Below are 13,392 nucleotides of genomic sequence, written 5' to 3'. Positions count from 1 at the left end.
GTGCAGCAATGGGGCGTCCAGCCGCCAAACCGGCCAATCGGACATGCGGCCGTCGAGGTGCGGGTGCCGATGGCAGACGGAAGGCCCGCGCCGACCGCCGGGTGGACGGGGGCGCGGGCCTTCCGGGCCGTCGGGACCCTCAGCCCTTGAGCCGGGCGAGGGCGGCCCTGAGGTTGGTGAGGTCCGTCTGCTGGGTGTTCTTCATGGTCTGGGCGGTGCGCACCACGTCGGACTCGTCGCTCACGTCGAGGATGCCGTCGATCATGTGGACACCGCCGGTGTGATGGTCGATCATCAGCTCCAGGAAGAGGACGTCCAACTCCCGGCCCTGGGCGGCGCGCAGCCTCGCCAGCTCCTCCGGGGTGGCCATCCCCGGCATCAGCCCGTCGCGGACGGCCTTCTCGCCGTCCGGCATCCACGCCATCCGGGGCTGCGACCCGGTCGGGTCGAGGCCCCAGGAGCGCAGCCACGCCTGCATGGTGCCGATCTCGCCCTGCTGGCCGGTGGCGATGTCGCTGCCGATGCTGACCACCTCGGGGTCGGTGCCGCGCTGGAACGCGATCATCCCCATCTCCACCGCCTGGGCGTGGTGGCTGGTCATGTCCCGGACGAAGCCCGCCTCCGCCGAGGCGTCGCCCGGGTGGGTGAGCCTCGGCGTGAGCAGGCCGCCCGCGTACCCGAGGAGGAGACCGACCACGGCGGCGGCGGCGACCACCAGGACGCCGAACCGGCGCACGGCCGGACGGCCGCCGTTGTCAACCGGGCCACCCGTCAGGTCGCGGTCTGTCGTCGTGGGTGCGGTCATCGGGTCCCCGTCCTCGCTGTCCGGATCACTGGGTGGGCATCGGGGTGCCGTCACGCGGCGCGGTGCCGGTCGCCGTGATGCCCCCGCTGCACGCCGCCGTCGGGCCCTCGATCGAGGCGTTCACCCGCAGCGTCTTGATGAACTCGTCGATCCGGCTGTCGTCGGGGTTGTCGACCTTGAGCTGGTACCCCCAGGCCTGCAGCGAGATCGGCTTGTCCTGCCCCTCGTACGGGCTGATCATCATCTTCTCCTGGCCCTGGACCTTGTCCTTGAGCTTCGCCACCTGGTCGGCGGGCAGGTCGGGGCGGTAGGTGATCCACACCGCGCCGTGCTCCAGGCTGTGCACCGCGTGCTCGTTGGCGATCGGCGCGTCGTAGACGTCGCCCATGCAGTTCTGCGGGGTGGCGTTGTGCGGGCCGGCCACCGGCGGGGCCTGCGCGTACTTGACCGCGCCCTGCTGGTGGTTGCTGCCCTTGACCAGCTCCGGGTCCTTCTTCCGGAAGTCGACGATGCCGTTGATGTCGGCGGCCCGCTTCTCCCACGGCTTCGAGCCCTGGAACGAGGCCCACGCGCCGTAGCCGATGATCGCCGCGGCGAGCACGCCGACCGCGACGAACAGCGCGATCGGCCCCCAGGACCGGCCCTGGCTGACCTTCACCGGGGCGATCGGCTTGCGGGGGCCCTTGCCCTTGCCGCCCGCCGTGGGGCGTGGGCTGTCGCCCGTCGACTTGCCGGCCCCGGGCTTGGCGCCGGACGCGGGCCGGCCCGCCGCCGGCTTCTTGCCGGTGGTGACCACGGTCGGACGGCGCTCTGGGCCGCCCGGGGTGCTGATGCTCATCGTGCCTCGTCAGGTCGGTCGGTCAGGGTGGGTGGCGGGCCGAATATCACGCACAGGGTCGCCGCCGAGTGCCCGAGTCTACCCCCGATAACATGGTTCGGTGACTCCCGCAGAACTCGCCGCCGCCGTCCTCTCCGCAGCCCACGCCGTCCTCGCCGACCGAGGCCTGGACCGCGCGGCGCTTCCGGAGCGCACCGCCGTCGAGCGACCGCGCAATCCCGAGCACGGCGACTACGCCTCGACGCTCGCCCTCCAGCTGAGCAAGAAGGTGGGCGTGCCCCCGCGGGAGCTGGCCGCCGAGCTGGCCGAGCAGCTCGGCCGGGCCCCCGGAGTCAAGTCGGTGGAGATCGCCGGACCGGGCTTCCTCAACATCCGGCTCGACGCGGCCGCCGCCGGTCAGCTCGCCCGGTCGATCGTCGAGGCCGGCCCGGCGTACGGGCGCGGCGACGCGCTCGCCGGCCAGCGGCTCAACCTGGAGTTCGTCTCGTCCAACCCGACCGGCCCGGTGCACATCGGCGGGGTCCGCTGGGCCGCCGTCGGCGACGCGCTCAGCCGGCTGCTGCGCGCCGCCGGCGCCGAGGTCGGCACGGAGTACTACTTCAACGACGCCGGCTCCCAGATCGACCGGTTCGCCCGGTCCCTGCTCGCCGCGGCGAAGGGCGAACCCGCCCCGGAGGACGGCTACGGCGGCGAGTACATCGCGGAGATCGCCACCGAGGTGCGCAACCGCAGGCCCGACGTGCTGACCCTGGACGACGCCGCCGCCCAGGAGGTGTTCCGGGTCGAGGGCGTGCAGCTCATGTTCGTCGAGATCAAGTCCTCGCTGCGTGACTTCGGGGTGGAGTTCGACACCTACTTCAACGAGAAGGACCTGCACGACCGGGGTGAGCTGGACCAGGCCCTCGCCCGGCTGCGCGAGCAGGGTCACGTCTTCGAGACCGACGGGGCCGTCTGGCTGCGCACCACGGACTTCGGCGACGACAAGGACCGGGTGCTGCGCAAGTCCAACGGCGAGTGGACGTACTTCGCCGCCGACTGCGCGTACTACCTGGACAAGCGCGAGCGCGGCTTCGACCGCGTCGTGATCATGCTGGGTGCCGACCACCACGGCTACCTCGGCCGGATGAGGGCGATGGCCGCCTGCTTCGGCGACGACCCGGACACCAACCTGGAGATCCTGATCGGCCAGCTCGTCAATCTGGTCCGCGACGGCGCGCCGATGCGGATGAGCAAGCGCGCCGGCACCGTGGTCACCCTGGAGGACCTGGTCGACGCGATCGGCGTCGACGCCTCCCGGTACGCGCTGGCCCGCTACTCCAGCGACTCGCCGATCGACATCGACGTCGAGCTGTGGACCCGGGCCACCCGGGACAACCCGGTCTACTACGTGCAGTACGTGGCGGCCCGCACGGCCAGCGTGGGCCGCAACGCCGCCGAGGTGGGGCTGACCCGGGGCGACGCCGACGCGTTCCGCCCCGAGCTGCTCGCCCACGACAAGGAGAACGCCCTGCTCAAGGCGCTCGCCGAGTTCCCCGCCGTGGTCGCCTCGGCCGCCGAGCTGCGCGAGCCGCACCGGGTGGCCCGGTACCTGGAGGGGCTGGCCGGGGCGTACCACCGGTTCTACGACAACTGCCGGATCCTGCCGCGCGGCGACGAGGAGATCACCGACCTGCACCGGGCCCGGCTCTGGCTCAACGACGCCACCCGCACGGTGATCGCCAACGGCCTGCACCTGCTCGGCGTCTCCGCCCCGGAGAGGATGTGACATGCGAGCGCGAGGAGTGAGCTTGCGAGCCCCGCAGTCGAGAAGCGGAGACCGGTAGTGCGGGCTCACGAGGCCGGTGCGCTGCACAGCGACATCGGCAACCGGGGGCCGGCCTGGCTGCGTACCCCGGTCGACGTCAACGCCCTGGTGCCGCAGCTCTGGCCGCGTACCGCGACCCGGGCCGCCGACGGCGCGCTCGCCGTCGGCGGGCTCGGCGTCCGCGAGATCGCGGCCGAGTTCGGCACCCCGGTGTACGTCCTCGACGAGGACGACCTGCGCTCGCGCTGCCGGGACTTCCGGGCCGCCTTCGCCGCCGCCGACGTCTACTACGCAGGCAAGGCGTTCCTCTGCCGGGCCGTGGTGCGGATGATCGCCGAGGAGGGCCTGCACCTCGACGTCTGCACCGGCGGCGAGCTGGCCACCGCGCTGTCCGCCGGGATGCCCCCGGAGCGGATCGGCTTCCACGGCAACAACAAGTCCGTGGCCGAGCTGACCCGGGCCCTGGACGCGGGCGTGGGGCGGATCGTCCTCGACTCGTTCACCGAGATCGACCGGCTCACCGCGCTGGCCCGGGAGCGCGGGGTCCGCCCCGGCGTGCTGATCCGGGTCACCGTCGGCGTGGAGGCGCACACCCACGAGTTCATCGCCACCGCCCACGAGGACCAGAAGTTCGGCTTCTCCCTCGCGGGCGGGGCCGCCGCCGCGGCCGCGTTCAAGGTCCTCGACGAGGGCGTGCTCGACCTGCGCGGCCTGCACTCGCACATCGGCTCGCAGATCTTCGACGCCAACGGCTTCGAGGTCTCCGCCCGGCGGGTGCTCGCCCTCCAGGCGCAGATCCGCGACGCCCGGGGCGTCGAGCTGCCCGAGCTGGACCTGGGCGGCGGCTTCGGCATCGCGTACACCACCCAGGACGACCCGTCCGCCCCGCAGGAGTTGGCCAAGCGGCTTCGCAAGATCGTCGACGGCGAGTGCGCGGCCGAGCGGCTGGCCGTGCCGCACCTGTCCATCGAGCCGGGCCGGGCGATCGTCGGCCCCGCCGTGTTCACGCTCTACGAGGTCGGCACGGTCAAGGACGTCGACGGGATCCGGACGTACGTGAGCGTGGACGGGGGGATGAGCGACAACATCCGCACGGCCCTCTACGACGCGTCGTACTCGGCCACACTGGCCTCCCGGGCCTCCACCGCGCAGCCGCTGCTCGCCCGCGTGGTGGGAAAGCACTGTGAGTCCGGGGACATCGTGGTGAAGGATGAATTCCTGCCCGCCGACGTGCAGCCCGGAGATCTTGTCGCGGTGCCCGGCACGGGCGCCTACTGCCGGAGCATGGCCAGCAACTACAACCACGTGCCCCGGCCCCCGGTGGTCGCGGTGCGCGACGGCCGGGCCCGCCTGATCGTCCGGCGGGAGACGGAAGAAGACCTGCTCGCATTGGATGTCGGATGACCTCACCTGTTCGGTTGGCGCTGCTCGGCTGCGGAACGGTCGGCAGCGAGGTGGTACGGCTGCTGCACGCGCAGTCGGCCGACCTCGCCGCCCGGATCGGCGCCCCTCTGGAGCTGGCGGGGATCGCCGTCCGCCGGCTCGGCCGGGACCGCGGCGCCCTGCCGGTCGACGAGGCGCTGTTCACCACCGACGCGCTCGGCCTGATCAAGCGCGACGACGTCGACGTGGTGATCGAGGTGGTCGGCGGGATCGAGCCGGCGCGGGGCTGGCTGGTCGAGGCGCTGCGGGCCGGCAAGAGCGTGGTCACCGCCAACAAGGCGCTGCTCGCCGAGGACGGCGCGGCGCTGCACGACGCGGCGGCCGAGGGCAGGGCGGACCTCTACTACGAGGCGTCGGTGGCCGGGGCGATCCCGCTGCTGCGCCCGCTACGCGACTCGCTGCACGGCGACCGGGTCAACCGGGTCACCGGCATCGTCAACGGCACCACCAACTTCATCCTCTCCGCGATGGACGCCACCGGGGCCGGCTTCGCCGAGGCGCTGGAGGAGGCCACCGCGCTGGGCTACGCGGAGGCCGACCCGACGGCCGACGTGGAGGGCTTCGACGCGGCGGCCAAGGCGGCCATCCTCGCCTCGCTGGCGTTCCACACCCGGATCACCGCCGCGGACGTGCACCGCGAGGGGATCACCGAGGTCACCGCCGCCGACGTGGCCAGCGCCAAGGCGATGGGCTGCACGATCAAGCTGTTGTGCATCGCCGCCCGGGGCCGGGACACCGCCGAGGCCGAGACGGTCAGCGTCCGGGTGCACCCCGCGATGATCCCGCTGACCCATCCGCTGGCCAGCGTCGGCGACGCGTTCAACGCCGTCTTCGTCGAGGCCGAGGCGGCCGGGCAGCTCATGTTCTACGGCCGGGGCGCGGGCGGCGCGCCGACGGCCAGCGCCGTGCTCGGCGACGTGGTGGCGGTGGCCCGCAACCGGCTGGCCGGGGTGCGCGCGGCCAGCGAGTCCGCGTACGCCGACCTTGCGGTGCGGCCGATGGGGGAGGCACTGACCCGCTACCACATCAGCCTCGACGTGGCCGACCGTCCCGGCGTGCTGGCCTCCGTGGCCGGGGTGTTCGCCCGGCACGAGGTGTCCATCGCCACCGTCCGGCAGGGCTCGACGGGCGGCGGACGTCCCGGCTCCGGCGACGACGCCGAGCTGGTCATCGTCACCCACGTGGCGCCGGACGCCGCGCTCGCCGCCACCGTGGGGGAGCTGCGCGGGCTGGACATCGTCGGGTCGGTGACGAGCGTGCTGCGGGTCGAGGGCGAGGCCTGAGGAGCCCGAGCCGCGTTCGCGTCTCGCCTGGTGGTTATGCGCGGGTGCGGCAGGCACGGGTCGGGGAAGCTGGGCCACGCTGGAGGTGCCTCCGGCGTGGCGGGGCGGGATCAGAGGCGAGGAGAGCGACATGTGGCGGGGCCTGATCGAGACGTACCGGGACCGGCTTCCGGTCACCGACGCCACCCCCGTCGTCACCCTGCACGAGGGGAACACCCCGCTGCTGCCCGCGCCGGTGCTCTCCGCCCGGCTCGGCTGTGACGTCCACCTCAAGGTCGAGGGGGCCAACCCGACCGGCTCGTTCAAGGACCGGGGGATGACGCTCGCGGTCTCCAAGGCCGTGGAGCACGGCGACAAGGCGATCATCTGCGCCTCGACCGGCAACACCAGCGCGTCGGCCGCCGCGTACGCGGCCCGCGCCGGGATCACCTGCGCCGTGCTGGTGCCGCAGGGCAAGATCGCCCTCGGCAAGCTGGCCCAGGCGCTGGTGCACGGCGCGAAGCTGCTCCAGGTCCACGGCAACTTCGACGACTGCCTCGCGCTGGCCGCCAAGCTCGCCCAGGACTACCCGGTCGCGCTGGTCAACTCGGTCAACCCCGACCGGCTGCACGGGCAGAAGACCGCCGCGTTCGAGATCGTCGAGGCGCTCGGCGACGCCCCCGACATCCACTGCCTGCCGGTCGGCAACGCCGGCAACATCTCCGCGTACTGGATGGGGTACTCGGAGGACCTGCGGGACGGCAACGCCACGAAGGCCCCGAAGATGTACGGCTTCCAGGCCGCCGGGGCGGCGCCGATCGTCAACGGCCAGGTGGTGCACGAGCCGTCCACGATCGCCACCGCCATCCGGATCGGCAACCCGGCGAGCTGGACCAAGGCCATCGACGCCCGGGATGCCTCCGGAGGGCTGATCGCCGCCGTCTCCGACCGGGAGATCCTGGCCGCGTACCGGCTGCTCGCCCGCGAGGTCGGGGTCTTCGTCGAGCTGGGCAGCGCGGCCAGCGTCGCCGGGCTGCTCCAGCAGGCCGCCGCCGGCAAGGTCCCGGCCGGCGCCACGGTCGTCTGCACGGTCACCGGCCACGGCCTCAAGGACCCGGAGTGGGCGATCTCCACCGCTCCCGCCCCGGTCACCATCGCCAACGACCCGCTCGCCGCAGCGCGGTCTCTCGACCTGGCCTGACGACCCGGCGAAGCTCCCCAGGCCACCCCCGGGGTGGGCTCGCCGGGCGAGGCCCCCGCGCCGGAGAAGAGATCTGGTGCGGCAGACTCTCCCTCACCGAGCTGTTCCACCCTCTTCCTCAGGAGTGAGCCACGCCGATGTCGTTGCTTGCCAGATTCAGCCTCGCCAACCGGGGGCTGGTCGCCCTCATCGCGGTGGTCACGACGATGTTCGGCCTGTTCGCCGTGCCGTCGTTGAAGCAGCAACTCCTGCCTTCGCTGGAGTTCCCCGGTGCCTTCGTCGTGGCGGTCTACCCCGGCGCCGGGCCCGAGATCGTCGAGTCCCAGGTCACCGAGCCGATCGAGAACAGCCTCCAGGGCATCCCCGGGCTGGAGGGGGTCACCTCGACATCCCGCGAGGGCTCCGCCACCGTCCAGGTGCAGTTCGCGTTCGGCACCGACCTGGACGGCGTGGTCAACAAGATGCAGACCGCGCTGAGCCGGATCGACGCCCAGCTCCCCGAGGGCGTCGACCCGCAGGTCCTCACGGGCAGCACCGACGACCTTCCGGCCGTGGTGCTCGCCGCGGCGGGCGGCGGTGACGAGCGGGCGCTGGCCGACAAGCTGCGCGACACCGTGGTGCCGGAGCTGGAGTCGATCGAGGGGGTCCGCACGGTCACCGTGACCGGCACCCGCGACCAGGTCGTAACCGTCACCCCGGACCCGGCCAAGCTGGCCGCCGCGAAGCTCTCGCCGACCGCGATCGGCACGGCCCTGAAGACCAACGGCGTCGCCGTGCCGGCCGGCGCGGTCTCCGACGGCTCGCGGTCGCTCACCGTCCAGGTGGGTACGCCGGTCCGTTCCGTCGACGACCTCAAGGGCATCGTGCTGGCCCCGACCGCGCCGAAGGCGGCCCCGGTCCGGCTCGGCGACGTGGCGGCCGTGGAGCAGCAGCTCGCACCGGCCACCTCGCTCACCCGCACCAACGGCCGGGACAGCCTCGGTATCGCGGTCACCGCGTCGCCGGACGGCAACGCCGTCGAGATCTCCCACGAGATCCGGGACCGGCTCGCCGACCTGCGTTCGGCCTCCGGCACGGACCTGACCGTGGTGTTCGACCAGGCGCCGTTCGTGGAGAAGTCCATCGAGAGCCTCACCACCGAGGGCCTGCTCGGCCTGGTCATGGCGGTCGTGGTCATCCTGGTCTTCCTGCTGTCGGTGCGTTCCACCGTCGTCACGGCGGTCTCCATCCCGCTGTCGGTGCTGGTGGCGCTGATCGCGCTCTGGATCGGCGACTACTCGCTCAACCTGCTCACCCTCGGCGCGTTGACCATCGCCGTCGGGCGGGTGGTGGACGACTCGATCGTGGTGTTGGAGAACATCAAACGACATCTGGAGTACGGCGAGCCGAAGCGGGAGGCGATCCTCACGGCGGTCCGTGAGGTGGCCGGCGCGGTTACCGCGTCGACGCTGACCACGGTGGCCGTCTTCGCCCCGATCGCGCTGGTCGGCGGCTTCGTGGGGCAGCTCTTCGCGCCCTTCGCGATCACCGTGACGGTGGCCCTGCTCGCCTCGCTGCTGGTCTCGCTGACGGTGATCCCGGTGCTGGCGTACTGGTTCCTGAAGCCGAAGCGGGGCGGAACGGACGACGCCGCACGCCGCGCGGCCGAGGAGAAGGAGCTGCGCAGCCCGTTGCAGCGGGCGTACCTGCCCGTGATCGGGTTCGCCACCCGGGGCCGGGGCACCCGCTGGATCACCCTGGGTCTGGGGCTGCTGGTGCTGCTCGGCACCTTCGGCCTGTCCAGCGCGCTCAAGACCAACTTCCTGGACGACTCCGGCCAGGACACCCTGACCGTCAGCCAGCAGTTGCCGGCCGGCACCGGCCTGGCGGCCACCGACGAGGCGGCCCGCCGGGTCGAGGCGGTGCTGGAGCGCACCGATGGCGTCGAGACGTACCAGGTCAGCATCGGCGGCAGCGACCAGCCCTGGGCGGGCGGCGGGGGCAACAACGCCGCCACCTTCTCGGTGGCACTGGACGGCGACACCGACGCGGCCGAGGTGAAGCGGACGCTGCGTCGGGAGTTCGACGCCCTCGGCGCCGAGGCGGGCGAGCTGAGCTTCGGCGGGGCCCAGGGCGCGACCAACCAGCTGGCGGTCGTCGTCCAGGCGGCCGACCCGGAGGTGCTGTCCCGGGCAACCGAGGAGGCGCGGGCGGCGATGGCCGGCACGGCCGACGTCGAGGACATCTCCACCACCCTGGCCGAGCGGGTGCCACGGGTGGACGTGACCGTCGACCGGCTGGCTGCGGCCCGGGTCGGGCTCAGCGAGGCGGCCGTCGGCCAGCTCGTGGCCCAGGTGTACCGGGGTGTTCCGCTGGGACAGGTGACCCTCGACGGCGGACAGCAGGACGTGGTGCTGCGCGGCGGCGGTAAGCCGCCGACGACCGTGGAGGAGCTGCGCGCCCTTCCGGTCGGCCCGGTGAAGCTGGACGACATCGCCGACGTCACCCAGGCCGAGGGGCCGCAGCAGGTGACCCGGATCGACGGCGAGCGCAGCGTCACGGTCACCGGCACGGCGACCGGCGCGAACCTCGGCGCGACCAGCCAGGAGTTGCAGAAGAAGCTGGACGCGATCGACGTGCCCGGGGCGAGCGTCAGCATCGGCGGCGTCAGCGCCGACCAGGAGGAGGCGTTCGCCGACCTGGGGCTGGCCGTGCTGGCCGCCATCGCGATCGTCTTCCTGATCATGGTGGCGACGTTCCGCAGCCTCACCCAGGCGCTGATCCTGCTGATCTCGATTCCGTTCGCGTCGACCGGGGCGATCGGCCTGCTGCTGGCCACCGGCACCCCGCTGGGCGTGCCGGCGCTGATCGGCGTGCTGATGCTCGTCGGCATCGTGGTGACGAACGCGATCGTGCTGCTGGACCTGATCAACCAGTACCGGTCGCAGGGCATGGGGGTCCGGGAGGCGGTGGTCGAGGGCGGCCGGCGCCGGCTGCGCCCGATCCTGATGACCGCGGTCGCGACGATCTTCGCCCTGCTGCCGATGGCGTTCGGGCTGACCGGGGAGGGCGGCTTCATCTCCAAGCCGCTGGCGGTCGTGGTGATCGGCGGCCTGCTCAGTTCCACCCTGCTCACCCTGATCCTGGTCCCGACGCTGTACACGATGGTGGAGAACACCAAGGAGTCGCTACGGGCCCGCCGTCAGCGGCGTACCGGTGGGTCGGTGCCGGAGTCCGGTGTGTCCGGCGCGGATGACGCCCCGGTGACCGATCCGGTGCCGGCGGGTGCGCCGTCCGGTGCGTCCGGGGCCCGGCCCGCGCCGTCGGCGGCGCTGGTGGACGGCACCGACCAGTTCGAGGTGCTGCGGCTGCCGCGGAGCCGGCAGTCGCCGTTGCCCCCGACCGAGTAGCCGGTCGCAGCCGCGACGCGCCCCCGCCGGGTTCTCCCGGCGGGGGCGCGTCGCGTACGAGGTCCGCCGCACACCCGACTCGATCCGCCTGGTCGGCAGGTGCATAATGACGGTCTCGAATCGTCCTCGGCGGCGATTCGCTCGGGTCGGGAGCGGGTAGTGACGGACGGCGTCAGCCGGTGGGGGCGGCGGGCTGTGCTGCGCCGGGTCGGGCTGGTCGCCGGTGGCGGAGTGCTCGGGGCCGGGGTGACCGCCGAGAGCACCTGGATCGCCGACCGTCGGCTGCCGCTGGCCGGCGGCCCGGCCAGCGCCACCCTGGGCAACGATCGCCAGGAGGTCGGCGCGGGCGAGCTGTCGGTCGTCTGGGGGGTCCGGACCGAGCGGCGGCTGGTCGCGCTCACCTTCGACGACGGCCCGAGCCCGAAGTGGACGCCGATGGTGCTGGACACCCTCGACCAGTACGCCGTGCCGGCCACGTTCTTCCTGGTGGGGGAGCGGGCCCGCCAGCACGGCGGCATCCTGCGCGACCGACTCGGCCGGCACGAGGTGGGCAACCACAGCTGGGCGCACCACGACCTGGCCCGGCGCGACGCCACCGAGGTCTACGACGACCTGCGGCGCTCGCACGACGCGATCACCGAGGCGGTCGGGGTGGCTCCCCAACTGCTCCGCCCCCCGTACGGGCACCTCGGCGGCGCGGTGCTGCACGCCGCTGTCCGGCTGCACTACAGGCTTGTGCTCTGGTCGGTGCAGATGCTCGAGGGGCGGTTCCCGGACGACCCCGCCGGGCACGCCCGCCGGATCGTGGCCGAGGTGCAGCCGGGCGCCATCCTGCTCGCCCACGACGTGGGGCCCGCCAACCGGCTGATCGCGCTGCGCGGCCTGCCCGCCATGATCACCGGGCTGCGGGACCGTGGCTTCACCTTCGTCACCGTCTCCGAGCTGCTGCGCCAGGCGACCCCACCGAGCCCCGGCGAGTAGGGTTCCCGTCCGTGCCGCCCACCACCTCGGTTCTGGTCCGCAACCGGAACTTCCGCAACCTCTTCCTGGCCGAGCTGGTCGTCTTCGGCGCCGACTGGTTCGTCATGGTGCCGCTGCTCGTGCTGCTGCCGACGCTGACCGGCAGCGGTGTCTGGGGCGCGCTCGTGCTGGCCGTGGACACCGGCGTGGTGGCGCTGCTGCTGCCGTACACCGGGACGATCGCCGACCGGTTCGACCGCAAGAAGATCATGATGGCGGCCAACGTGGCGTCGCTGTTCGGCGTGCTGCTGCTGCTCGGCGTCCGCAGCGCGGACACGGCGTGGCTGGCGATGGCGGGGATCGCCGTGGTGGCGGTGGCGAAGGCGTTCTACTCCCCGGCCGCCCAGGCCGCCCTGCCCAACGTCCTCGACCCGGAGGAGCTGGCCGCCGGCAACGCGGTCGCCGGCTCCGCCTGGGGCACCATGACCGTCGTCGGCGCCTCGCTGGGCGGCGTGCTCAGCGCCGCCGCCGGCCCGTACGTCTGCTTCTGGGTGGCCGCGGTCGGCCTGACGCTGGCGGCGGGGCTGGCGGCGCTGATCCGCCGTCCGTTGCAGGCCCCCCGGGACGCCGCCGTGCCCGCCCAGCGCACCTGGGCGGCGATCCGGGAGGCGCTGGGCTACATCGGTCACCGCCCCCGGGTCCTCGGGCTGGTCACCGTGAAGTCCGCGGTGGGCCTGGGCAACGGCGTGCTCACCGTCTTCCCGCTGCTCGCCGGCGTCTACGGGGTGGGTGCGATCGGCACCGGCCTGCTCTTCGCGGTGCGCGGCGCCGGCGCGCTGGTCGGTCCGATCCTGATGCGCCGGGTGCTGACCAACCGGGCCTGGCTGCTGCCCGGCCTGGCCCTGTCGATGTCCCTCTACGGCCTGGCCTACGTGGGCACCTCGGTGGTCGACTGGTTCCCGCTGGTGCTGGCGCTGGTCTTCGTGGCGCACTTCGCCGGTGGGAGCAACTGGGTGATGTCGAACTTCGCCCTTCAGGGCGAGGTGCCGGACCGGCTGCGCGGCCGGGTCTTCGCCACCGACATGATGCTGGCGACGCTCGCCGTCTCGGTCAGCCAGCTGGTGGTGGCCGGAGTTGTCGACATCGTGGACGAGCGGGTGGTGCTGGCCGGCTGCGGCCTGGTCACGCTGGTCTACGCGGCCGGCTGGCGGATCGCCACCCGGCGGCTCTCGCTGACCGATCCGGTGGCCGAGCCCGCACCGGCCCGCTGACCGCCCGGCGGGGCAGTGGGGTCACGCGTCGCCGGTCGGCCGCCGGCCCGTCAGAGCTGCGGCGATCACCAGACCCAGCCCGGCGGGGTGGAGCAGGGCGAGCACCAGGCTGACGCCGGTGTTGAGCGAGGACACCGTGCCGGCGGACAGCGAGGCGCCCCCGGACGTGTAGAGCCGGGGCAGCACGAGCAGCCAGGCGAGGCTGACCAGCATGCCGACCAGCAGCACCACCACGCCCGACACCAGCAGCAGCCGGGAGAGCCGGCCGAGCCGGTCGCGGGAGACCATCGCCAGCGTCAGGCCGGCCACCAGCACCAGCAGGGTCGGGAGCTGCGCGGCCACCTGGGCGGCCGAGTAGGTCAGGAACTCCATGCCAACTGCTCCCGCCTCGTGATCGTCCCGGCCAGGCTAGCGGAGGC

At 73.0% G+C, this 13,392-nt stretch carries 10 protein-coding genes; 7 read left to right on the top strand and 3 right to left on the bottom strand.

Features of this window, described 5'->3' with window-relative positions; genetic code table 11:
- Positions 1 to 139: 139 nt before the first annotated feature.
- A complete protein-coding gene (locus tag ACQPZO_RS25390) occupies positions 140 to 805 on the bottom strand; it encodes a DUF305 domain-containing protein (RefSeq protein WP_433344473.1) in 666 nt (221 codons plus the stop codon).
- Between the two features lie 25 nt (positions 806 to 830).
- Positions 831 to 1,643, bottom strand: coding sequence for a DUF3105 domain-containing protein (locus ACQPZO_RS25385; protein WP_433344472.1), 813 nt, complete (start codon positions 1,641 to 1,643; stop codon positions 831 to 833).
- A gap of 100 nt (positions 1,644 to 1,743) precedes the next feature.
- On the opposite strand from ACQPZO_RS25385, the gene argS reads away from it, so the two are divergent.
- From argS to ACQPZO_RS25350, 7 genes are all read left to right on the top strand, one after another.
- The gene (gene argS, locus ACQPZO_RS25380; protein WP_433344471.1) at positions 1,744 to 3,408 is read left to right on the top strand and encodes an arginine--tRNA ligase; all 1,665 of its coding nucleotides are present in this window, start codon (positions 1,744 to 1,746) and stop codon (positions 3,406 to 3,408) included.
- A 57-nt stretch (positions 3,409 to 3,465) separates the two neighbouring features.
- Entirely contained in the window at positions 3,466 to 4,851 is a 1,386-nt protein-coding gene (gene lysA, locus ACQPZO_RS25375; protein WP_433344470.1) for a diaminopimelate decarboxylase, read from the top strand.
- Positions 4,848 to 6,173 carry a homoserine dehydrogenase gene (locus ACQPZO_RS25370; RefSeq protein WP_433344469.1) on the top strand — a complete coding sequence of 442 codons (1,326 nt, stop codon included), beginning with the start codon at positions 4,848 to 4,850 and terminating at the stop codon, positions 6,171 to 6,173. The genes lysA and ACQPZO_RS25370 overlap by 4 nt, the downstream gene beginning before the upstream one ends.
- A gap of 130 nt (positions 6,174 to 6,303) precedes the next feature.
- Positions 6,304 to 7,353, top strand: coding sequence for a threonine synthase (gene thrC / locus ACQPZO_RS25365; protein WP_433344468.1), 1,050 nt, complete (start codon positions 6,304 to 6,306; stop codon positions 7,351 to 7,353).
- Between the two features lie 137 nt (positions 7,354 to 7,490).
- Complete coding sequence (locus ACQPZO_RS25360) at positions 7,491 to 10,742, top strand: efflux RND transporter permease subunit (protein ID WP_433344467.1); 3,252 nt, start codon at positions 7,491 to 7,493, stop codon at positions 10,740 to 10,742.
- 159 nt (positions 10,743 to 10,901) lie between these two features.
- Positions 10,902 to 11,723, top strand: coding sequence for a polysaccharide deacetylase family protein (locus tag ACQPZO_RS25355; protein ID WP_433344466.1), 822 nt, complete (start codon positions 10,902 to 10,904; stop codon positions 11,721 to 11,723).
- An 11-nt stretch (positions 11,724 to 11,734) separates the two neighbouring features.
- On the top strand, positions 11,735 to 12,973 hold the full coding sequence (locus tag ACQPZO_RS25350) for an MFS transporter (protein WP_433344465.1): 1,239 nt from the start codon (positions 11,735 to 11,737) through the stop codon (positions 12,971 to 12,973).
- A 21-nt stretch (positions 12,974 to 12,994) separates the two neighbouring features.
- On the opposite strand, the gene ACQPZO_RS25345 is transcribed toward ACQPZO_RS25350, so the two are convergent.
- Positions 12,995 to 13,345, bottom strand: coding sequence for a hypothetical protein (locus ACQPZO_RS25345; protein WP_433344464.1), 351 nt, complete (start codon positions 13,343 to 13,345; stop codon positions 12,995 to 12,997).
- Positions 13,346 to 13,392: the final 47 nt, after the last annotated feature.

It is taken from the genome of Micromonospora sp. CA-111912 (assembly GCF_050948415.1).
Lineage (GTDB): Bacteria > Actinomycetota > Actinomycetes > Mycobacteriales > Micromonosporaceae > Micromonospora.
Note: the sequence above shows the minus strand (reverse complement) of the source record. Positions and strands in the feature narration are given on the sequence as shown.

Excerpts from the sequence above, each read along its gene's own strand:
- thrC (WP_433344468.1), top strand. The coding sequence starts at position 6,304 with ATGTGGCGGGGCCTGATCGAGACGTACCGGGACCGGCTTCCGGTCACC.
- ACQPZO_RS25345 (WP_433344464.1), bottom strand. The coding sequence starts at position 13,345 with ATGGAGTTCCTGACCTACTCGGCCGCCCAGGTGGCCGCGCAGCTCCCG.
- ACQPZO_RS25370 (WP_433344469.1), top strand. The coding sequence starts at position 4,848 with ATGACCTCACCTGTTCGGTTGGCGCTGCTCGGCTGCGGAACGGTCGGC.
- ACQPZO_RS25360 (WP_433344467.1), top strand. The coding sequence starts at position 7,491 with ATGTCGTTGCTTGCCAGATTCAGCCTCGCCAACCGGGGGCTGGTCGCC.
- ACQPZO_RS25385 (WP_433344472.1), bottom strand. The coding sequence starts at position 1,643 with ATGAGCATCAGCACCCCGGGCGGCCCAGAGCGCCGTCCGACCGTGGTC.
- ACQPZO_RS25390 (WP_433344473.1), bottom strand. The coding sequence starts at position 805 with ATGACCGCACCCACGACGACAGACCGCGACCTGACGGGTGGCCCGGTT.